Annotated in this window: 21 protein-coding genes; 12 read left to right on the forward strand and 9 right to left on the reverse strand. The window is 67.2% G+C overall.

The genetic code is table 11. From position 1 onward, the window contains the following. Window positions 1-45 precede the first annotated feature (45 nt). Both RIN18_RS00465 and RIN18_RS00470 read right to left on the reverse strand, forming a co-directional pair. Window positions 46-777, reverse strand: a complete 732-nt coding sequence (locus tag RIN18_RS00465) for a cache domain-containing protein (protein WP_309101965.1) — start codon at window positions 775-777, stop codon at window positions 46-48. Between the two features lie 38 nt (window positions 778-815). Then, window positions 816-1,613, reverse strand: coding sequence for a GntR family transcriptional regulator (locus RIN18_RS00470; protein WP_309101966.1), 798 nt, complete (start codon window positions 1,611-1,613; stop codon window positions 816-818). 117 nt (window positions 1,614-1,730) lie between these two features. On the opposite strand from RIN18_RS00470, the gene RIN18_RS00475 reads away from it, so the two are divergent. The 6 genes from RIN18_RS00475 (at window position 1,731) to RIN18_RS00500 (ending at window position 6,915) form a co-directional block, all read left to right on the forward strand. Further along, the gene (locus tag RIN18_RS00475; protein WP_309101967.1) at window positions 1,731-2,798 is read left to right on the forward strand and encodes an ABC transporter ATP-binding protein; all 1,068 of its coding nucleotides are present in this window, start codon (window positions 1,731-1,733) and stop codon (window positions 2,796-2,798) included. Between the two features lie 42 nt (window positions 2,799-2,840). Then, a complete protein-coding gene (locus tag RIN18_RS00480) occupies window positions 2,841-4,031 on the forward strand; it encodes an extracellular solute-binding protein (RefSeq protein ID WP_309101968.1) in 1,191 nt (396 codons plus the stop codon). 73 nt (window positions 4,032-4,104) lie between these two features. After that, window positions 4,105-4,932, forward strand: coding sequence for an ABC transporter permease (locus RIN18_RS00485; protein WP_309101969.1), 828 nt, complete (start codon window positions 4,105-4,107; stop codon window positions 4,930-4,932). A 7-nt stretch (window positions 4,933-4,939) separates the two neighbouring features. Further along, a complete protein-coding gene (locus tag RIN18_RS00490; protein ID WP_309101970.1) occupies window positions 4,940-5,752 on the forward strand; it encodes an ABC transporter permease in 813 nt (270 codons plus the stop codon). Between the two features lie 91 nt (window positions 5,753-5,843). Beyond that, window positions 5,844-6,212, forward strand: coding sequence for an FKBP-type peptidyl-prolyl cis-trans isomerase (locus tag RIN18_RS00495; RefSeq protein WP_309101971.1), 369 nt, complete (start codon window positions 5,844-5,846; stop codon window positions 6,210-6,212). A 148-nt stretch (window positions 6,213-6,360) separates the two neighbouring features. Continuing rightward, a complete protein-coding gene (locus RIN18_RS00500) occupies window positions 6,361-6,915 on the forward strand; it encodes a YceI family protein (protein ID WP_309101972.1) in 555 nt (184 codons plus the stop codon). Between the two features lie 32 nt (window positions 6,916-6,947). On the opposite strand, the gene RIN18_RS00505 is transcribed toward RIN18_RS00500, so the two are convergent. Next, complete coding sequence (locus RIN18_RS00505) at window positions 6,948-8,240, reverse strand: MFS transporter (protein ID WP_309101973.1); 1,293 nt, start codon at window positions 8,238-8,240, stop codon at window positions 6,948-6,950. A gap of 187 nt (window positions 8,241-8,427) precedes the next feature. Between RIN18_RS00505 and rpsO the strand changes: the two genes are divergently transcribed. Then, the gene (gene rpsO / locus RIN18_RS00510) at window positions 8,428-8,697 is read left to right on the forward strand and encodes a 30S ribosomal protein S15 (protein WP_055993247.1); all 270 of its coding nucleotides are present in this window, start codon (window positions 8,428-8,430) and stop codon (window positions 8,695-8,697) included. Window positions 8,698-8,762: 65 nt separating this feature from the next. On the opposite strand, the gene RIN18_RS00515 is transcribed toward rpsO, so the two are convergent. Genes RIN18_RS00515 through RIN18_RS00525 form a run of 3 tightly spaced genes read right to left on the reverse strand, consistent with a single transcriptional unit; the run spans window position 8,763 to window position 11,552 of the window. Beyond that, complete coding sequence (locus RIN18_RS00515) at window positions 8,763-9,314, reverse strand: DUF488 domain-containing protein (RefSeq protein WP_309101974.1); 552 nt, start codon at window positions 9,312-9,314, stop codon at window positions 8,763-8,765. Between the two features lie 45 nt (window positions 9,315-9,359). Then, window positions 9,360-10,364 carry a 2-oxoglutarate and iron-dependent oxygenase domain-containing protein gene (locus RIN18_RS00520; RefSeq protein WP_309101975.1) on the reverse strand — a complete coding sequence of 335 codons (1,005 nt, stop codon included), beginning with the start codon at window positions 10,362-10,364 and terminating at the stop codon, window positions 9,360-9,362. A gap of 57 nt (window positions 10,365-10,421) precedes the next feature. Beyond that, window positions 10,422-11,552: an acyltransferase family protein gene (locus RIN18_RS00525; protein ID WP_309101976.1), complete on the reverse strand. Its 1,131-nt coding sequence runs from the start codon at window positions 11,550-11,552 to the stop codon at window positions 10,422-10,424. Window positions 11,553-11,664: 112 nt separating this feature from the next. Here RIN18_RS00525 and RIN18_RS00530 point away from each other — a divergent pair, with 112 nt between their 5' ends. Together RIN18_RS00530 and RIN18_RS00535 are read left to right on the forward strand one after the other, a co-directional pair. After that, window positions 11,665-12,891 carry an LLM class flavin-dependent oxidoreductase gene (locus tag RIN18_RS00530; RefSeq protein WP_309101977.1) on the forward strand — a complete coding sequence of 409 codons (1,227 nt, stop codon included), beginning with the start codon at window positions 11,665-11,667 and terminating at the stop codon, window positions 12,889-12,891. A gap of 1 nt (window position 12,892) precedes the next feature. Beyond that, the gene (locus RIN18_RS00535) at window positions 12,893-13,537 is read left to right on the forward strand and encodes an FMN reductase (protein ID WP_309101978.1); all 645 of its coding nucleotides are present in this window, start codon (window positions 12,893-12,895) and stop codon (window positions 13,535-13,537) included. Between the two features lie 76 nt (window positions 13,538-13,613). Here RIN18_RS00535 and RIN18_RS00540 read toward each other — a convergent pair whose 3' ends face one another. Together RIN18_RS00540 and RIN18_RS00545 are read right to left on the reverse strand one after the other, a co-directional pair. Next, complete coding sequence (locus tag RIN18_RS00540; protein WP_309101979.1) at window positions 13,614-13,790, reverse strand: DUF5302 domain-containing protein; 177 nt, start codon at window positions 13,788-13,790, stop codon at window positions 13,614-13,616. A 39-nt stretch (window positions 13,791-13,829) separates the two neighbouring features. Continuing rightward, window positions 13,830-14,414 (reverse strand): DedA family protein, encoded by a 585-nt coding sequence (locus RIN18_RS00545; RefSeq protein ID WP_309101980.1) that lies wholly within the window; start codon window positions 14,412-14,414, stop codon window positions 13,830-13,832. A gap of 154 nt (window positions 14,415-14,568) precedes the next feature. On the opposite strand from RIN18_RS00545, the gene RIN18_RS00550 reads away from it, so the two are divergent. Beyond that, window positions 14,569-16,494, forward strand: a complete 1,926-nt coding sequence (locus RIN18_RS00550) for a GDSL-type esterase/lipase family protein (RefSeq protein ID WP_309101981.1) — start codon at window positions 14,569-14,571, stop codon at window positions 16,492-16,494. A 51-nt stretch (window positions 16,495-16,545) separates the two neighbouring features. Continuing rightward, the gene (locus tag RIN18_RS00555) at window positions 16,546-17,235 is read left to right on the forward strand and encodes a nucleotidyltransferase domain-containing protein (RefSeq protein WP_309101982.1); all 690 of its coding nucleotides are present in this window, start codon (window positions 16,546-16,548) and stop codon (window positions 17,233-17,235) included. A gap of 78 nt (window positions 17,236-17,313) precedes the next feature. Here RIN18_RS00555 and RIN18_RS00560 read toward each other — a convergent pair whose 3' ends face one another. Then, window positions 17,314-18,624: a UDP-glucose/GDP-mannose dehydrogenase family protein gene (locus RIN18_RS00560; protein ID WP_309101983.1), complete on the reverse strand. Its 1,311-nt coding sequence runs from the start codon at window positions 18,622-18,624 to the stop codon at window positions 17,314-17,316. Between the two features lie 364 nt (window positions 18,625-18,988). Here RIN18_RS00560 and RIN18_RS00565 point away from each other — a divergent pair, with 364 nt between their 5' ends. Further along, window positions 18,989-21,277, forward strand: a complete 2,289-nt coding sequence (locus RIN18_RS00565) for a polyribonucleotide nucleotidyltransferase (RefSeq protein WP_309101984.1) — start codon at window positions 18,989-18,991, stop codon at window positions 21,275-21,277. Window positions 21,278-21,394 lie beyond the last annotated feature (117 nt).

Below are 21,394 nucleotides of genomic sequence, written 5' to 3' on the forward strand. Positions count from 1 at the left end.
CGCTGAGTTGATCTGTAATCAGGGTGCACCCGGCAGAACCGCGTGTCAAGAGTGTCTTGAGCGGTCTGCGACGACGTCCTCGACGATGACGTCGAGGGCTACCCCCTCGCACGCGACTCGGGGGAGCGAGGCCAGCCGGCTGCCGCGGACGGAGTCGCCCGTCGCACACCGCGGGTCCGTCGACACCACGACGCGCCCGACGCCGTTGGTCAATGTCACCTCGTGTCCGAGGGCGGTGAAGCGCGGAGTCAGTTCGCGCTCGACGGCCGCGACCAGCAGGTCGAGGCCGGCGACCCCGATGCGCGTGCCGTCGACTTCGGCCGGGGCGGCGATGGTGATGGTGTACTCGTCGCTGCAGAGGTAGTCGACGTAGGGCCCGGCGACATGAGGGTCGCCCGTCGACATCGGCACCCGGTACCACTCCAAGGCGCTGTAGTCGATGTTCTCCTTGTTCACCGACTGCGAGGCGAGGACGAGCTGCCTGCGGTCTTCTCCCTGCCACCAGGCGAGGTGGCTGTGCGCGTCAGCGAGGAGATCGATGGCCGCGATGAAGCCGGCGCCGTAGACGGGAACGCCGGGAAGATCGAGCGTCTCGAGAGCATACGGGCGCACGAGGGCGTCGATCTTCGCCCTGGTGAGCGGGCCGCTGCGCTCGGCGGCGGCGACCTGCTCTCCAAGAGGGGTGACCCAGCCGAGCAGCGCCCGGATGGGTGACGAGAAGTAGTCCCTGACGATCGTGGCTGCGGCCTCGATCGCGGTCGTGGTGTCAGTGCTCATCGCGTCCTCCTGTGCACGTCGATGGTGGGCATGTGTTCTCAGCCGATCCGCGATTGGAGCTGGATGAGAGCGTCGATGGTCTCAGCGACCATCCGTTCGGTGCGCTCGCCGGCGGCATCGGCGTCGGCCGCCTCGACCGCGTCGATGACGGCGATCAGATGCGCACCCTGGCGGCGGCGGTCGTCACGATCGTGTGCGACGAGCCGCAGGTACGGTGATAACTCGGCCTGCAGCTTCATCTGCTCGCGGGTCAGCCGCGCGGACTGGCTCAGCGCGACGAGCTCGATCTGCACGTCATCGAGCAATCGCCGCTGCAGCTCCGCGTCGAGATCCTCCAGCCGTTCCATGCGGCGGCGAACCTGCTGGGCTTCCGATGGGTCGGCGCGCCGCGCGGCCAGGCGCACGCACGCGCCGGTGATGGCCGCATAGTGCGCGCCGAGATCGCGCAGCGCCAGCCGGGACGAGGTGCGCACCGCCTCCCGGGCGAACGACAGCGGGTCGGCATGTTCGGCGACGAAGCTGCCACCGTTGCGCCCCCGCCTGGTGACCACGAGGCCTCGGCCGCGCAGGGCGAGCAGTGCCTCGCGAACGGTGACGGGAGCGACGCCGAGGCTCCTCGAGAGATCGGACTCGGAGGGGAGGCGTTCGCCGGCGCGAAGGTGGCCCCGGGTGATCGCGTCCACCAGTCGGCGTTCGACCAGTTCTGCTCGACCTTCGTCACCGATGGGCTGGAACAGCGCACCCTGCAGCCGGTGCGGATGCTGGGTCGCCATGGGGGAGGAGAGGGCGCGCTCTTCGGAATCCTGTGCCGGGGTCGGCGTCGACAGCGATTCCATTCTGTGATTCTCCACCCTCGGCGAGGAACGCGGCAAAACTCGCACTTGAAATATTACATCTGAGTTTATATGTTTAGTCCATTCTTTCCAGATCGACGATGACCAGAGGAGAGCGCGATGGCCGCTATCGCCCCCACGACGACGAAGGTCGATGAGGAATCGCTCCGCGGTGCGGTGTCCCTGACGGGAGTGACGAAATCCTTCGGCGAGTTCACCGCCGTCCGCGACCTGAACCTCGAGGTCGCGCCGGGGGAGTTCCTCTCGATGCTCGGACCCTCGGGGTCCGGGAAGACCACGGTGCTGCGGATGATCGCCGGCTTCGAGGACGCGACCAGCGGTACCATCCGCCTCTCCGGAGTGGATGTCACCAGGACGCCTCCGCATGCGCGGCAGGTCAACACGGTGTTCCAGGACTACGCGCTCTTCCCGCATCTGTCGATCGCCGAGAACGTGGGCTACGGGCTGCGCGTGCGTGGCGAGGGCCGGCAGGAGCGGACGGAGCGGGTACAGCAGTCGCTCGCGCAGGTCCGCCTCGATCATGTCGCCGATCGGCTGCCGCACCAGCTCTCCGGAGGGCAGCGCCAGCGGATCGCACTGGCTCGTGCGCTGATCCTCCGCCCTCAGGTGCTCCTTCTCGACGAACCGCTCGGCGCTCTCGACAAGCAGCTGCGCGAGCAGATGCAGATCGAGCTGAAGCAGATTCAGCGGGAGGTCGGTATCACCTTCGTGTTCGTCACCCACGACCAGGAGGAGGCGCTCACGCTGAGCGACCGCGTCGCAGTCTTCAACAACGGCCACATCGAGCAGGTCGGTACGGCGCGTGAGGTCTACGAGTATCCGAAGACCGAGTTCGTCGCCCGTTTCCTCGGGCTCTCCAACCTCATCAGCGGCGCGCTCGCCGAAGAGCTCACCGGAGACCGCCGCACCATGAGCGTGCGCCCCGAGCGGGTACGACTCAGCGCGCCCGGTGAGGCACCGGCGGCCGGTGATGTCTCGCTCACCGGCACGATACGAGAGGTCGTGTACACCGGGCGCGCCACCCGGTATCTCGTGACGGCCGACGCCGGCGTCGACATCATCGCTGAGCGCCCCAACGCGCACCACCCGACGTCCGCCGCCGCGTTCGGCCGCGGAGACCCTGTCCGGGTCGCATGGACCCCAGACCATGCGGCCCGGCTGCCCTGAATCACCACCCCACACTGCATCACCGATCACAAAGGAGCGATCATGCGCAAGAAGATCCTGGCGACCACTGCGATGGCGGCGGTCGCCGTCCTCGGCCTGTCCGGCTGTTCCGGAGGTGACGACGCGCCCGCCGAGGGCTCGGGCGAACTCCAGATCGAGGTCCCCGACATCGCCATGCAGGAGAAGCTGGGCGACTACGAGGGCGAGGTCAACATCGTCGCCTGGAGCGGATTCGTCGAGGCCGACTGGAGCGACGCCTTCACCGACGAGACCGGGTGCGTGGTGAACCGTCGTGTCGCCGGCACGAGTGACGAGATGGTCCAGCTGATGCGCACCGGAGACTACGACCTCGTCTCCGCCTCCGGCGACGCGAGCCTCCGCCTGATCGCCGGCGGCGATGTGCAGCCGCTCAACCTCGATCTCATCCCGAACTTCGGCGACGACATCGTCGAGGGAATGAAGGGGCAGATCTACGACACCATCAACGGCAAGTCGTACGGCATCCCGATCGGACGCGGCGCGAACATCCTGCAGTACAACAGCGAGGTGGTCACCGAGGAGCCCACGAGCTGGGACGTCGCGTGGGAGAAGGACAGCCCGTATGCGGGTCAGGTCATCGCCTACGACGCACCGATCTACATCGCCGACGCCGCCGTCTACTTGATGGCGCATGAGCCGGAGCTCGGCATCGAGAACCCCTACGCGCTCGACGAGAAGCAGCTGGCCGCGGCCATCGATCTGCTCAAGCAGCAGAACGAGATCGTCTCGGAGTACTGGTCCGACCCCGCCGCCCAGATCACATCGTTCGCCGGTGGCACGACCGTGCTCGGCACCTCCTGGGAGGTGCTGCGCAAGCTCACCGAGGACGACAAGTTCAAGAGCGTGCTGCCCGAGGAGGGCTCGACCGGGTGGTCGGACGCCTGGATGCTGGCGACGGAGTCGAAGAATCCGAACTGCGCATACGCGTGGATGGACTACGCATCCTCGCCCGAGGTGAACGGCGCGATCGCCATGAACTTCGGCATGGCTCCGGCGAATGCCGCGTTCTGCGAGACGAGCGATGAGGCGAAGGCGCACTGCGACTACTACCACGCGACCGATGAGGAGTACTTCGAGAAGGTGTGGTTCTGGACCACTCCGATCGAGCAGTGCATCGACGGACGCAGCGTCGAAGAGGCGACCTGCACCAACTTCCAGCAGTGGACGGACGCCTGGCTCTCCGTGAAAGGCTGACCCGCGGGCCGGGGCGGGCTTCGGCTCCGCCCCGGCATCCGCACTCCACCGTTCCCTCGACGACAGGATCGACATGAAGCGCCGCATCAGGATCGCGGGCCTGCTGGCTCTGCCGATGGCATGGCTCATCGGGATCTACATCTTCTCGCTGTTCATGCTGCTCGTGACGGCGTTCTGGGTCACCGATCCCTTCACCTCCAAGGTGAAGCCCGGCTTCACGCTGCGAAACTTCGAGCAGCTCCTCATCAACCCCGCGTACCTGTCGACATCGGTGCGCACCCTCGGCATCGCCCTCGCCGTCACGGCGCTCTCCCTGCTGATCTCCGTGCCTCTGGGGATCTTCATGGCGAAGGTGGCCTCGCCCTGGCTGCGGGCGGTACTGGCGGTGTCGATCACACTGCCGCTGTGGGCCGGTTATCTGGTGAAGGTGCTCGCGATGCGCATCACGTTCACCAAGGAAGGCTTCTTCAACTGGATGCTGGCGCCCTTCGGAATCGAGGGTCCCGGATTCACCATCGTGACCGTGGTGCTCACGCTGACCTACCTGTGGCTTCCGTACATGGCGGTTCCCGTGTACACGGCGATCCGCCAGCTGCCGTCGAACCTGTTCGACGCGTCCGCCGACCTCGGTGCCGGGTCGTGGCGCACCATCCGCACGATCGTGCTTCCCCTGATCAAGCCGGCGATCATCGCAGGCTCCGTGTTCACCTTCTCGCTCAGCCTCGGCGACTACCTCGTCGCACGATTCGTCGGCGGCGACACCCAGATGATCGGCAGCGTCATCGCCTCGAACATCAACCTGAATCCGCCGCTGGCCGCGGCATTCGCCCTCGTCCCGATCGTGTTCGTCGTGCTCTATCTCGTCGGCGTGCAGCGTACCGGCGCACTCGAAAGGATGTGAGCTGCTCATGCTGCGACTCTCACGCACCTCCAAGGTGGTCCTCGGAATCCTCGTCGCCATCATCCTGGCGTTCATGTACGTGCCGTTGGGACTGGTGATCCTCAACTCGTTCAACGCGGCCAGGATCGTCAGCTGGCCCGTCACGGGTTTCTCACTCGAGTGGTGGGGGAAGGCCTTCGCGAGCGAGCCCGTCCGTGCGGCTCTGCTGAACTCGGTGCTCGTCGCGAGCGGCGCCACCGTCATCGCGGTGATCCTCGGCACGCTCGTCGCCTTCGCGCTGCAGCGTCATTCCTTCTTCGGTCAGCGGGCCGTGAACCTGCTCGTCGTGCTTCCGATCGCGCTCCCGGGCATCGTCACCGGTGTCGCGCTGAACAACACCTACAACCGGATGCTCGAGCCGATCGGCATCCAGGTCGGCTTCTACGGCATGATCATCGCCCACGGGACCTTCTGCATCGTGATGGTCTTCAACAACGTGCTCGCTCGGCTGCGACGGCTCAATCCGAGCATCGAGGAGGCATCGCAGGATCTCGGGGCCACGCCGTGGCAGACGTTTCGACTCGTGACGTTCCCGCAGTTCCGCAGTGCCCTCGTCGCCGGTGCCATCCTCGCGTTCGCGTTGAGCTTCGACGAGGTGTACGTCACGATCTTCACGGCACCACCGGGCGTCGACACCCTGCCGCTGTGGATCATGAATCAGATGGCGCGACCCAATGAGTCCAACGTGGTCAACGTCGTGGCGACGGTGGTGATCCTGGCCTCGTTCATCCCGGTGTGGGTCTCGCAGCGGCTCGGCCGCGATATCACCGAGCGGGGGTGATCGAGCGGGTCGGCCGTGCGCGCGGGACGCCGTTCGCGCTCAGCGCATCGTCTGCGTTGACCGGCGACGGGGGCTCGGGTTGTATGGAGTCATGACTGATCGCACAAAGCCCGAGTTCGACGCCCCGACCGGCCCCGCTCCCGAAGAGCTGGTCGTCCGAGACCTCATCGAGGGTGATGGTGCCGAGGCGAAGCCCGGCGACACCGTCACCGTCCACTACGCCGGTGTCGAATTCGATTCGGGCGAGGAGTTCGACTCGTCCTGGGGGCGCGGCGAGACGATTCAGTTTCCGCTGCGCGGCCTGATCCAGGGCTGGCAGGACGGCATCCCCGGCATGAAGGTCGGGGGCCGTCGTGAACTCGTCATCCCCCCGCACCTCGCATACGGTCCTGCCGGTGGCGGACACTTCCTCTCCGGCAAGACGCTGATCTTCATCATCGACCTCGTCGCCGTCGGCTGACCCGACCTCCGGAAGGCGCCCCGATCCGCCGGATCGGGGCGCCTTCTGCATGCTGCCGGAATTTCTCATTCACTGGAATACATTCACACGCATGTGAGTTGACCCCTCTGATGCCGCGACCGCGGCGACCCGTCTGTGAGGAGATTTCATGACCAGCATCGACATCCCCGGCTACCGCCCCGGCACCTGGGTGCTCGACCCCGCCCACAGTGAAGTGACCTTCAGCGTTCGTCACATGATGATCTCGAAGGTGCGGGGCACCTTCGGCGTGAAGAGTGCGACGCTGGTGGCGCCGGAGAACCCGCTGGAGGCTCAGGTCGAAGCGAGCGTCGATGTGACGTCGATCGACACGAAGGACGAGGGACGCGACACCCATCTCCGCTCCGCGGACTTCTTCGACACCGAGAACTTCCCGTCGATGGAGTTCGTGTCCACCGGCGCGCGCGTGCAGGACGGCGAGTTCTTCGTCGACGGCGACCTGAGCATCCGCGGGGTCACCAAGCCGGTGAGCTTCGCCTTCGAGTTCGGTGGCTTCGGCACCGACCCCTGGGGCAACTACAAGGCCGGTGCGTCGGCCGTGACCACGATCAACCGCGAGGACTTCGGCCTGACCTGGAATGCCGCTCTCGAGACCGGCGGCGTCCTGGTCGGCAAGGACGTCACCATCAACCTCGAGCTGCAGGGTCACCTTCAGGACGCCTGATCGTCGTGATCGTCCGCAGAACCCCGGGTCCGTCAGGGCTCGGGGTTCTCTGCGTCGTACCCGCGGAACCGCGGGTGCCGGCGGGCGATGACGGCCACGAGGGCGATCACGAGGATGCCGCCGAGAAGCGGTGGCAGCCACAGCGCCGTCACCGTGGCGAGGGCGCCGGCGTACAGAGCACCGATCCGCGGGCCCCCGGCGACCACGACGATGAACAGACCCTGCAGTCTTCCGCGCATCACATCGGGCACGGACGCCTGCATCATCGTGTTCCGGTAGATCGAACTCACATTGTCGGCGGCGCCCGAAAGGGCGAGGGCCGCGCATGCCGCGATGATGAGCCCGACGTTCGGCACCTCCTCGCTCGCCGGACGCGACCAGCCGGCGAACAGCAGCACGGCACCGAACAACAGGATCGCCATGCCATAGGCCTCGACGGCGCGTTCGATCCCGCGGCCGTGCCATCGGTACTGGACGACCCGGCCGGAGAGAAGACTGGAGGCGAAGGTGCCGACGGCGACCGCGGCGGTCAGCAGCCCGGTCGTGAAGGCGCCACCGCCGAGCAGCACGGTGCCGAGGGCGGGAAACAGCGCGAGCGGTTGCCCGAACGTCATCGCGATGATGTCGAACAGGTACTGCATCCGGATGTTGCTCGCGCTCTTCAGGAAGCGCCAGCCGTCGACGAGCGACGCGAGGCCCGGGCGGACGACGTCACCTTCGGGGCGCAGAGAGGGCAGCGTCCACAGGCCGAGGAACATCGACAGCATGAGCAGCACATCGATCGTGTACGTCCATCCGTAGCCGGTGAGAGCGACCAGCAGTCCCGCGAGGGCGGGACCCGCCATGACGGTGAGGCCGAAAGCCACCCCGTTGAGGGCGGAGGCCGCCGCCAGCAGATCTCGGGGGATGAGCCGCGGCACGATCGCGGTGCGGGTCGCCATGCCGACGGAGTTCGCGGCGGAGTTGATCATGCTCAGCGCGTACAGCCACCAGATGGTCTCGTTGCCGGTCCAGGTGAGTGCCGCGAGCAGGACCGTCGATGCGAAGGCGACCGTGGCTGCGATCAATGCGACGAGGCGGCGGTCGAAGGCGTCGGCGAGCATGCCGCCGTAGAGCCCGGCGAGCACCATCGGCACGAGACCCGCGACGGCGATCATCGAGACGGCGAACGTGCTCCCCGTGAGAGCGAACACGTGCAGCATCACCGTGACGATCGTCAGCTGTCCGCCGATGCCCGCGAGGGTCGAGCCGATCCACATCCGGGCGAAGGCAGGACTCGCCTTCAGCGGGCGCAGGTCGATGAGGTGCCCTCGAGCGACGCTCACGTCGGGAATCCGTCAGACTGCACGGATCGAGCGTATCCGAGCGAGCGCCGGTCGGCGCCGACGCGGTCGACCCGACCCGGCGACGGCTGGTAGACTCTTCAGGTTGCCGTTTGATCGGCCGCGGATAAAGAGAGCCCTCGCATCAGGCGTCGGGCGCCGCGCAACAAGCAGAGAGGGGATCGAATCTATGGCACTGGAAGCAGACGTCAAGAAGGCGATCATCGAAGAGTACGCGACGCACCCCGGTGACACCGGATCCCCCGAGGTGCAGGTCGCAATGCTGACGCAGCGCATCAAGGACCTCACCGAGCACCTCAAGGAGCACAAGCACGACCACCACTCGCGTCGTGGGCTGTTCCTGCTCGTCGGTCAGCGCCGTCGTCTGCTCGGCTACCTCCAGGACATCGACATCGAGCGTTACCGTTCGCTGATCGAGCGTCTGGGACTTCGCCGATAAGCGAACCCGCGTTCAATCGCGCAGAACATTCTTGGAAGGCCGCCCCAGGTGTGGGGCGGCCTTCGTCATTCCTGCAGCAGTGCACCGGATGCCGGATAGACGACCGCGCCGTCCTCTCGAACCTCCGCTCCCGATGTCAGCACCGCGGCCTGCTGTCTGCTCTCGCCCATCAGATGGATGACCTCCTCGTTGCGAGCAAGGAGATGATCGGCGATGATCCTGCGGTGACATCGCCACCACACGGCCTCGGAGCACATCACCGCAGTGCGACGACGTCGTCCTCGCTCTCGCAGGAGGTTCAGTCCCTCGCCGAACTCTTCTGAGAGTGCATGATCGGCGTAGTTGTGGAAGCTCCGGTTCTGCCAGAACGCGTTCACCTCGAAGGGGACGTCCCGCGACACCGGGCGGCGGCCGCTGAGCTCAGCGATGCGCGAGAAGTGGATGCCGGCGCCACGGAGCGACTCTCCCAGCGCCTCCTCGTCGAACTGCGGATTGCGTCGTGAGCCGGGAAGCCGGCGAACGTCGATGACCAGATCGATCTCCGCCGTGTGCAGCACGGCGATGAACTCCGTGATCGTGCGATCGGAATGACCGACGGTGAAGAAAGGTAGGCCCATCATCCGACGCTAGATCACGAGCCGGCGGATTGCGTCACCTCGCGGTCAGACCGGCACTCCGACCAGGTCGGCGTGGTAGATCGACGCCACATCAGGGTGGGCGCGCAGTCGGGACTTGAGTGCGTTCTCGCCGTACAGCGAGTGGATCGGGTTGTCCGGATCCTTCGTCACGCCGGTCGCGTCGGCCGCAAGGTCCTCCGGCAGCTCGATGAGGGGCAGGCGCTGGTCGAGGGCAGGGTTGAAGAAGAAGGGAATCGAGATCCGCTCCTCGGGAGCCCGGGGCGAGATGACCCGATGATTCGTCGCCTTGAGATAGCCACCGGTGGCGTATTCGAGGAGTTCGCCGATGTTGACGACGAAGGCGCCCGGCACCGGCGGCGCATCCACCCATTCGCCGTCGCGTTCGACCTGCAGGCCTCCCTTCCCCGGCTCGACCCAGAGCAGCGTGAGCACCCCGGAATCCTTGTGCGCTCCGACCCCCTGCTGGGGCTCCGGCTCGTCGGTGCCCGGATAGCGCACGATCTTGATGAGGGTCGAGGGCTCGCCGAAGTGCTCGTCGAAGTACGACGCCTCCGCGCCGAGTGTCTCCGCCCACGCGCGCAGCAGTCGGCGCGCGACGTCCGACAGTGTCGCGTGCCACTCCGCCACGATCTCGCGAAGCTCCGGCTGGGCGGCGGGCCAGAGGTTCGGACCGATGAGACGGTTGAACGCCGGGCCGCCGTCGACGGGCTCACGCTCGGGACCGATGTCGATCTGCTCGCGCCAGTCGACCTTGCCCTGCGTGCGTTCGCCTCCGACACGGGTGTAACCACGGAAGTGCGGACTGTTCACATTCTCGATCGCGAGCTTGTCCGGCTCCGGGAGTGCGAAGAAGTCCAGGGCGGCGCGATGCAGTCGCGCTTCCAGTTCGGGAGAGATCCCGGTTCCCGTCAGGTAGAAGAACCCGACGTCGTGCGTGGCCGCACGAAGTTCGTCACGAAACCGTGAAGCGGCGTCGGGGCCTTCGTCGAGCTGGGAGAGGTCGAGGATGGGAAGCGAGAGTTCAGCCATGACCCGAGGCTACGTCCGCACCCGCCACGCCGAGACATGTGTTGCGCCACGTTACCGTCAGCGGGGTCGGCGCGAGCCGATCGGATCGTTGCGGCGTCCCTCCCGGCTGGCGAGACGGGCGTCCGCGAAGAGCCATCGCGGACGCGGTTCGATGAGCGGCCGGAACAGCGCCCGCACGGGCTTGGTCGCGAGGGCGAGCGCGAGCACCACCGAGAGAACGGTCACGAGGGGGAGCCAGAGCCAGGTCGGCTCGAGATCGCGCAGCGCGCCGGACTCGCGGAACGGGTAGAGAACGAACGAATGCAGGAGGAAGACGTACATCGTGTACTGGCCGAAGTGGGTCCACCAGTGGGTGCCGCGAGGGATCAGCGCGAAGAACGCGGCGCTGAGAATCACGGCGAGCAGCATGAGGCCGATGCGGACGCCTCCCGCCCACCACTGCTCTCCGCCGAGGTCTGCGTAGGCATCCTCGTAGAAGAGCCAGTGCCGCAGATCGACCGCCTGCCAGACGTCGATCCAGCGCCACGCTGCCCACCCGGTCGCCGCCAGCAGCACGACGGCGCAGACGCGCAGCCACCACGGTCGGAAGTCGAGAAGGCGCAGCCGGTCGACGATGTCATGTTCGCGCAGCCACCAGCCCAAGGCGAAGAACGGCAGCAGGCCCAGTGTGCGCGACAGGGAGAACGTGCTGTCGACGTTGGGGAGATACCCGACGCCGATCGAAATGGCGACGGTCCACAGCAGCGGCCAGCGCAGCAGGGCGAGGTAGGGGAGCACGAGCCGGAAGATCCCGAGGGCGAGCAGGAACCACAGCGTCCACGACGGCTGCGTCGGGTTCGGGTTGGCCTGGCCTTCCACCAGCCACTTGGTGAGCGTCCAGAGCAGCTCGAAGATCACATAGGGAACGATGATGTCGGTGATCACCCTGGCCATCTGCAGCTTCGTCGGCGCTCCCGCCTTGGAGAAATAGCCCGAGATGATCGCGAAGGCGGGCATGTGGAACGCATACACGGTCAGGTAGAACGCCAGCGCGATGTCCGAGTCGTAGATCAGGCGCTGGATCGCGTGCCCCAGGACGACGAGGACGATGCACGCATAACGCGCGTTGTCCCAGAAGGGCACGCGTCGACGGGGTTTGGTCACCGACCCTGTCACCGGCTTCGTGGCGTCCGCCTCGGCGCTGCTCATTCTCTGAGGCTACCGCCCGGGAATAAAGTTGCTTCGACGGCGTTGACTCAGATACATTCACATGAATAGAACCGGATGCCGAGTCATCCGATTCGGAGAAGACGGAGCAATCATGAGCGAGCAGTCAGGCGCACAGGCGATGCAGTTCGGCATCATGTCGGTCAGCGACATCACCCGTGATCCTGTGAGCGGAGTCACATCGAGCGAGCAGGAGCGGATCAAGGCGACACTCGCCATCGCCAAGCACAGCGAAGAGGTCGGTCTCGATGTCTTCGCGATCGGCGAGCATCACAATCCGCCGTTCTGGTCGTCCAGCCCGACCACATTCCTCGCAGCCCTCGCCGCGCACACCGAGCGGCTGATCGTCTCGACCTCGACGACCTTGATCACCACGAATGACCCGGTGCGCATCGCGGAGGAGTACTCGATGCTGCAGCACGTCTCGGATGGGCGGATGGACCTCATGCTCGGACGAGGGAACACCGGTCCGGTGTACCCCTGGTTCGGGCAGGACATCCGCCAGGGACTGCCGCTCGCGATCGAGAACTACGCGCTGCTTCACAAGCTGTGGCGAGAGGACGTCGTCGATTTCGAGGGCAAGTTCCGCACTCCGCTGCAGGGATTCACGTCGACTCCGCGGCCGCTCGACGGCGTCGCACCGTTCGTCTGGCACGGATCGATCCGCACGCCCGAGATCGCTGAGCAGGCCGCCTATTACGGCGACGGGTTCTTCGCGAACAACATCTTCTGGCCCAAGGAGCACTACCAGCGCCTGATCGAACTGTATCGGCAGCGCTTCGCGCACTACGGTCACGGAACGCCGGAGCAGGCGATCGTCGGTCTCGGCGGGCAGGTCTTCATGCGCCAGAACTCGCAGGACGCGGTCAACGAATTCCGGCCCTTCTTCGACAACGCTCCGGTGTACGGGCACGGTCCCAGCATGGAGGACTTCACCGAGATGACACCGCTGACGGTGGGTTCCCCGCAGCAGGTCATCGATCGGTACGCCGCGATGCGCGACCACTACGGCGACTACCAGCGCCAGCTGTTCCTCATCGATCACGCCGGTCTGCCGCTGAAGACCGTGCTGGAACAGCTCGACATCCTCGGTTCCGACGTCGTGCCGGTGCTTCGCAAGGAACTCGCGAAGGATCGCCCTTCCACCGTTCCGGATGCACCGACCCACGCCGCCCGCGTGAAGGCGGAGTACGGTGACGGACCGACGCGGCAGGCGCGCCCCGGAGCCAACCGCGGTGACAACCTCACCGGCGATTCGCCCTATCAGGACACGCCGGCACCGGCAGGCGCCGCCTTCGGGCTCGGCCGGAAGGAGGTCTGACATGATCACTCGTCGCATCGCCGTCGTCTCGGCAGGGCTGTCCAACCCCTCATCGACCCGCATGCTGGCGGACCGGCTGGCCGCTGAGACCGTGAAGGCACTCGCAGGTCACGATGTGGATGCCCGCGTCGACGTGATCGAGCTGCGCGACCACGCGCACGACATCACGAACAATCTGCTGACGGGATTCGCGCCGCCGGCGCTGGAGTCTGCGATCAACTCGGTGGTGTCGGCCGATGCACTCATTGTGGTGACGCCGATCTTCTCCACGAGCTACTCCGGCCTTTTCAAGTCCTTCATCGATGTGCTCGATCCTGACTCGCTCACCGGCAAGCCCGTCCTGATCGGCGCGAACGCCGGAACGGCGCGGCACTCACTCGCCATCGACTATGCGATCCGTCCTCTCTTCGCATATCTGCATGCCGAGCCGGTCTCGACCGGCGTGTTCGCGGCATCAAGCGACTGGGGCGCCGCGGGAGACGACGTCGCTCCGCTGGCGAAGCGCGTGGAGAAGGGCGCACGAGAACTTGCGGATGCCATCGTGCGTCGCGACGTGTCCGCGTCCGCCGATCCATACGACCCGGCGACGTATCTCGGCGAGGGGCGCTCGTTCGGGCACATGCTGGGCGGGCTCGCAGGGGAGTGAGCGCAGCGTTCGCGCGCGCCTGAGGTGTGGAAGGATGCGGGTCCGATGAGCATCGGATCCCGCATCCTTCGTGCGGTCAACCGCTCTTGCGTCGGAACTCGCGCCGCGTCTGCGGTGCGTGCGCGCCGTGCACGGCGGAATCGCCGTCGAGGTGAGCCTCGCCCTGCCGGTGCTGCGCGTTCTTCTTCTCGAGCGCTTCCTTGAACTTGCGCTTCATCTCCTCCGCGGAGGTGGCGCCTTCTTCCGTGCTCATGTTCGCCAGCCTAGGGCACTGCCGCCGCGCGCGGGGAGGTCAGCGGCTCGCCCGGCGCACGATGACGTCGATGAGAAGACCCATGCAGACCGCGACGGCGACCGACACCGGAACGGCCACCAGCGCGCCGCCAGGAAGGATGGCGGCCACTGCGGCGCCGATGGACGCCTGGTACACGGCCCATCCGATGGCGGCAGCCGCGACGAGGGCGAGATAGCGGGGCGGGTGGATGCGGGAGGCCCCGGCGACGAGATTGATCGCCAGCCGGGCGAAAGGCACGAAGCGGGCTGTGAACAGCACGGTGGCGGTGCCGGCGTCCAGACGCAACCGCGCCCAGTCGAGCGCCTGCTGCACACGTGGTGCGCGCATCCAGCGCCAGCGATCGGTGCCGACGAAGCGACCGATGAGATAGCACGACGCGTCCCCCAGGCAAGCAGCCGCCGAAGCACAGCCGATGACCGCCCAGAGCGGGGGCGTTCCCGATGTCCCCGAGAACGCGCCGAGAGCGGTCACCGCGATCTCGCCCGGGATGACCACGAGGAAGGCGTCGCCGTAGACGAGCAGGCTCATCACCACGAGCGCCCACGGCCCGGACATCGCTTCGGTGAGAACGTCGGTTGGCACGGGGCCACTCTGCCGCGCGCCGGTGAACGGCAACCAAAGACCGGATAGCCGGTGACCGGCGCTCCAGCATCCGGTGAACATCTGGTGCACCCACCCGTTTCCGCGACTTCCGCGTCACAAGCGCCGTCATCCTGATGACGTGAGAGTCGCGATCGTGACCGAGTCCTTCCTTCCGCACATGAACGGCGTCACCGGGTCGGTGATGCAGATCCTGCGCCATCTCGAGCGGAGCGGCCACGACGCACACGTCATCGCTCCCGCCGCGGCCGGCATGCCCGCAGAGGTGAGCGGCGCCGTCGTCGAAGCGATTCCCAGCGTCGCCCTTCCGGGCTATCGCAACGTGCGCGTCGGAACGTCGCCCGCCGGTCGGGTTGCGACGTCGCTGCGGCGCTTCCAGCCGGACGTCGTGCATCTGGCATCGCCCTTCGCCCTCGGGTGGCGCGGCGTGCTCGCTGCAGACAGGCTCGACCTGGCATCGGTCGCCGCCTATCAGACCGACGTCGCCGCCTACACCGAGCGCTATCGGATCGCGGCCACCACGGGGATCGCGCAGACCCACATCGCCCGGCTGCACCGTCGGGCGACGCTCACGCTCGCTCCCTCGGTCGAGTCGGCGCAGCAACTCGAGCGGCTCGGCGTGGACCGGATCCGGCGCTGGGGTCGGGGCGTGGATTCCGATCGATTCCGGCCGGAAAGGCGCGACCATGCCCTGCGGGCCCAGTGGGGGGCGGAGGTCATCGTCGGGTACGTGGGCAGACTCGCACCCGAGAAGCAGGTGGAGGACCTCGCGGCCCTGCACGGCCTCCCCGGCATCCGGCTGGTGATCGTGGGAGACGGGCCCACCAGGAGCCGGCTCGAGCGGCTGCTGCCCGAGGCGCTGTTCCTGGGACATCTCGATGGCGACGCGCTCGCCACGACGATGGCATCCTTCGACATCTTCGTTCACCCGGGGGAGAGCGAGACCTTCGGGCAGACGCTCCAGGAGGCGCATGCGAGCGGCGTTCCCGTCATCGCGACGGGTCGCGGGGGGCCGCTGGATCTGGTGCGGATGGGGGTGGACGGCTGGCTGTATCGCCCCGGTGACATGGAGGACCTTCGAATGCGGGTGGCGGATCTCGCCGGCGACGCCAGGAAGCGGCGGGCCTTCGGCGAAGCCGGGCATGACGCCGTTCAGGGTCGCTCGTGGGCCAGCGTGTGCGACCAGCTTCTCGGTCACTTCGAGGAGGCTCGTTCGCTGCGCCCGGTCGACGCGAGGCTGCGCGCTCGCCGAGTGGTCAGGCCCGAGCCGTCGTCGATTGCGGCGCCGCGGCGGTGGCGGCGCTACGTCGCCCTCGGCGACTCGCTGACCGAGGGGCTGTGCGACCCGGCGCCCGACGGAGCCCTGCGCGGATGGGCCGATCGTCTGGCGCTGCTCTTGGCCGCGCGCGGCGGTCTGCACTACGCCAACCTCGCGATCCGGTCGAAGCGGGTCGCCGATGTGTGCGGCGCGCAGTTGCAGCGAGCACTGGAGCTGCGGCCCGACCTCGTGTCCGTCTTGATCGGTGCGAACGACCTGGTCAAGCACCGCACGGACGTCGCCGCTCTTGCGGCCGACTTGGAGGAGGCGGTGTCGCAGTTGCGGGGGACCGGTGCGGATGTGCTGCTGGTGACGCCGTTCCTCCCCGGTCGTCGCGCAGCCTCGATCTACACCGCTCGGTTCGCCGCATTCGCCACAGCGCTCGCCGGCATCGCTGCGAGGACCGGTGCGATCCTCATCGACACCGACCTGCACCCGTCACTTCAGGAACGACCCAACTGGGGAGAGGATCTCGTGCATCTCAGCAGCCGCGGCCATCGCTTCCTCGCGTACCGAGCAGGAGAGGTGCTGGGCGTGCCGCACGCCGATGCGCTCGGCGTGCTCGATGCAGCACTTCACGAGCACGAGACCATCGGCACCGGGCTGTGGTGGCGACGTCACGCATTGCCCTGGGTGTGGCGTCGGCTGCACGGCAGAGCTGCCGGTGACGGCCGAGTCGCGAAGCACAGGGACTACGTCTATCTCGGCCGGTCGACGGCGATGCAGGGCATCAGCGTGCCGTGACCACTCCGCAGCCGGCGCACCGGTGTCGCCCCCGCGTCTAGGCTCATCGCCATGGAACATCTCGACCTCGCGCGGAGGTTCGTCGCTCGGCACTTTCCTGCGGCCTCGATCGCCGTGGTCGCCGGGAGCACGGCCAGGGGAACGCGAACGGCGACGAGCGACATCGACCTGCTGATCGTGGGGGACGACACCTTCGGCGGCGATCAGGAGAGCCTCGCTGCGGGGTTCGAATTCGAGGGCGAGTTCATCGAGGTGTTCGCTTACACCTTCGCGGGATTCCGTCGGTGGGCGGAGCGGGCGATGGCCCAGCACCGTCCGGTCGTCGTGCACATGCTCGTCGAGGGAATCGAGGTGCGCGGAGGCGACGAGCTGGAGCGGCTGCGGGTGCAGTGGCGCCAGGCTCTGTCGACGGGACCGACGGTCGACGCCCACGAGATTGCGTTCCGTCGCTACGTGATCACCGATCTTCTCGACGACCTCAGGGATGGAACCGACCCTCTCGAGCGACACGTCGTCGCCTCGCTCTTGTTCGAGCGGACGGCAGAGCTGATGCTGCTCTCCGGCGGGCGCTGGATCGGGGCGGGGAAGTACCTGCCGCGGCGACTGCGCGAGTTCAGCGCTGAGCGCGCCGAGGCGTTGGCACGGCCGCTGCTCGACGGCGACCTCGAGCTGTTCGTGGCGCAGGTCGATCGCGAGCTCGAGGCTGCCGGCGGCCGAGTCCAGGCCGGGTTCGTGCGCTGACCAGGGCGCCGTGACCCGATGGGCACGCTGTGACCGACGTCACCTGGCGCAATGCGGGGGTGTCGAACGTGCCGCCGCTCAGCGCCGCCCCATGCCGTGATAGGTCCAGCCGGCCGCTCGCCATGCAGCAGCATCCAGGCAGTTGCGCCCATCGATCACGACGCGTCCGCGGACGAGTCCGGCCGCGTGCCGAGGTGTGAGCTCGCGACGATACAGCTCCCACTCCGTCACCACGACGACCGCGTCGGCCTCGCGAAGTGCGTCATCACGCTCATCTGCGTAGCCGAGCTGGGGGTGAGCCGCCCGTGCGTTGTCGAGGGCGGCGGGATCCGTCACGACCACATCGGCCCCGAGTCCTCGCAGCCGCACAGCCACGTCGAGGGCGGGGGAGTCGCGGATGTCGTCGCTGAAGGGCTTGAATGCGGCGCCCAGCACGGCGATGCGCTTGCCGAACACGAGTCCGCCGAGGGCGTCGACGACGAGTTGCACTGCGCGATCCCGTCGTCGGAGGTTGATCGCGTCGACCTCGCGCAGGAAGCCGACGGCGTCGCCACGCCCGAGCTCCTCCGCTCGTGCGGCGAAAGCGCGGATGTCCTTGGGCAGGCACCCGCCGCCGAACCCGATGCCCGCGCCCAGATACCGTCGCCCGATGCGGGTGTCGTGACCGAGCGCCTCGGCGAGCAGGGTCACATCCGCCTGCGCGACCTCGGCGATCTCGGCCATCGCATTGATGAACGAGATCTTCGTGGCGAGGAAGGCGTTCGCGGCACCCTTGACCAGCTCAGCGGTGGCGAGATCCGTGACGAGGAACGGCGACCCCGAAGCGAGGGGTGCGGCGTACACCTCACGCAGAACGTCGGCTGCGCAGCTGCCGTTCGCGTCGGGAGCCACACCCACCACGATCCGGTCGGGAGTGATCGTGTCGTGCACGGCCCAGCCCTCGCGCAGGAACTCCGGGTTCCACGCCAGCGTCGCACCGGTCGTTCTGATGCGCCCCGCGATGCCCGCCGCCGTCCCGACCGGAACCGTCGACTTGCCTGCGAGGACATCGCCGGGGCGCAGGTGGGGGTGCAGGGCCTCGACCGCCGCGTCGACGAATCGCAGATCGGCCGCATGACCACCCGGCACCTGCGGTGTCCCGACAGCGAGGAAATGCACGGCGGATCCGGCGGCATCCTCCACTCGAGTGCTGAACCGCAACCGCCCGGACGCGATTCCCTCCTTCAGGAGCTCCGACAGACGCGGCTCGTAGAACGGTGCGTGTCCGGAGGCGAGCGAGACCACCTTCTGCTCATCGACGTCGATGCCGACGACGTCGTGTCCGAGTGAGGCCATCGCAGCGGCGTGCACGGCACCGAGGTACCCGCAGCCGATCACTGACATGCGCATGTCGACAGCCCATCGGATGCCGCTCTCCGTGGTGCATCGCACGCGTGAACAGATCATGGCCGATCGGTGACCAGGCGGCGCCGGGAGCTGTGGAAGCGGGATTCGGGGGGCCCGCTGGTAGAGTGGATGAGGCTGCCTTCGAGCATCCGTCCAACTTCACATCGACATACGGAGCGGACGGCGGAGAAGCTGGTCCCCTGTGGTGGGTTCCTCGGCGTGTTGTCGGGTGGCTTTCTACTGGTGGCCAGCGCAGGCGAGATTCGCGGGAGTGCCCGCGCGCCCATATCTGTCCGTTTCCGCTCCTTCGTGAACACGCTCGCACGTCATACGGACTCGCGAGTCTAAACAAAGAAGGAGAGACCTCTTGGAAGGTCCTGAAATCACCGCCACCGAGGCCGTTCTCGACAACGGCCGCTTCGGCACCCGCACCATCCGCTTCGAGACCGGCCGCCTCGCGCAGCAGGCTCAGGGCGCCGTCGCCGCGTACCTCGACGGCGAGACCATGCTCCTCTCGGCCACCAGCGCAGGAAAGCACCCGCGCGAGGGCTTCGACTTCTTCCCGTTGACGGTCGACGTCGAAGAGCGCTCCTACGCCGCAGGAAAGATCCCCGGCTCGTTCTTCCGTCGTGAGGGACGCCCGTCCACCGAGGCGATCCTCGTCTGCCGCCTCATCGACCGCCCGCTGCGTCCGTCGTTCGTCGACGGCCTGCGCAATGAGGTCCAGATCGTCATCACGGTCCTGTCGATCGCTCCCGGTGAGTTCTACGACGCCCTCGCGATCAACGCCGCCTCCGCGTCGACCCAGATCTCGGGTCTGCCGTTCTCCGGTCCTGTCGCCGGTGTGCGCCTGGCCTTCATCCCGGGCCAGGGCGAGCATGCCGACCAGTGGGTCGCATTCCCGACCGCCGAGCAGGTTTCGGAGGCCGTCTTCGACCTCATCGTCGCCGGTCGCGTGGTCACCAAGGCCGACGGCTCTGAAGATGTCGCCATCATGATGGTCGAGGCCGAAGCCACCGAGGGCAGCTGGAACCTGATCAAGGCCGGTGCGACCAAGCCCAACGAGGAGATCGTCGCGCAGGGCCTCGAGGCATCGAAGCCCTTCATCGCGCAGCTGGTCAAGGCTCAGGCAGAGCTGGCCGCCACGTCCTCGAAGGAGCCCGGTGTCTACCCGGTCTTCCCGCCGTACTCCAGCGAGGTCTACGACTTCGTCGCCGAGCGCGCCTATGACGACCTCGTCGGCGTCTACCAGATCGCAGACAAGCAGGAGCGCCAGAGCGCCGACGACGCCGTCAAGGATCGGGTCAGGGCTCAGCTCATCGAGGCGACCGAGGCCGGCCAGCTGCCTGCCGGGGCTCCGCTCGAGTTCTCCGCGGCCTACAAGTCGGTCACGAAGAAGATCGTCCGCGGACGCATCCTCACCGAGAGCGTGCGCATGGACGGGCGCGGCCTGGCCGACATCCGCCCGCTCGACGCCGAGGTGCAGGTCATCCCGCGCGTGCACGGCTCCGCCATCTTCCAGCGCGGCGAGACCCAGATCATGGGCGTCACCACGCTGAATATGCTCAAGATGGAGCAGCAGATCGATTCGCTGTCTCCCGTGACGAGCAAGCGCTACATGCACCACTACAACTTCCCGCCCTACTCGACCGGCGAGACCGGCCGGGTCGGTTCGCCGAAGCGACGCGAGATCGGGCACGGCTTCCTCGCCGAGCGTGCACTCGTGCCGGTGCTGCCCAGCCGCGAGGAGTTCCCCTACGCCATCCGTCAGGTTTCCGAGGCCCTCAGCTCCAACGGCTCGACGTCGATGGGCTCGGTCTGCGCGTCGACCCTCTCGCTGCTGAACGCGGGTGTGCCGCTGCGCGCTCCCGTCGCCGGCATCGCGATGGGGCTCGTCTCCGACGAGGTCGACGGTGAGACGCGCTACGCCGCGCTGACCGACATCCTGGGCGCGGAAGACGCGCTCGGCGACATGGACTTCAAGGTCGCCGGTACCAGCGAGTTCGTCACGGCCATCCAGCTCGACACGAAGCTCGACGGCATCCCGTCGTCGGTCCTCGCGGGTGCGCTGACGCAGGCGCGCGATGCGCGTCTGACGATCCTCAACGTGCTCAACTCGGCGATCGACGCTCCGGACGAGATGGCGCCGACGGCGCCGCGCGTCATCAGCGTCCAGATCCCCGTCGACAAGATCGGCGAGCTGATCGGCCCGAAGGGCAAGACGATCAACGCGATCCAGGATGAGACCGGCGCCCAGATCTCCATCGAGGAGGACGGCACCGTCTACATCGGCGCGACCGACGGCCCCTCAGCCGAGGCTGCACGTGCACAGGTGAACGCGATCGCCAACCCGACCAACCCCGAGGTCGGCGAGCAGTTCCTGGGAACGGTGGTGAAGATCGCCACGTTCGGCGCGTTCATCTCACTGCTTCCCGGTAAGGACGGGCTCCTGCACGTCACCGAGGTGCGCAAGCTCGCCGGCGGCAAGCGGGTCGAGAACGTCGAGGACGTGCTCTCGGTCGGCCAGAAGATCCTCGTGAAGATCACGAAGATCGACGACCGCGGCAAGCTGTCGCTCGAGCCTGTGCTCGACGACGCTCCCGCCGCCGACGCGGCGCCCGCTGAGGACGCCGCCGACGAGGCAGCCGCCGAGTAGGCTCACACGAACGAGACCCGGGTTTCGGCAGTCATTGCCGGCACCCGGGTCTTCGTCGTCCCCGTCGTGATCAAACCGTTATGGGAAGTTTCCGCGCCGTTCGCCGGATTGGCCGGA

It is taken from the genome of Microbacterium sp. (assembly GCF_031179285.1).
Classification (GTDB): domain Bacteria; phylum Actinomycetota; class Actinomycetes; order Actinomycetales; family Microbacteriaceae; genus Microbacterium.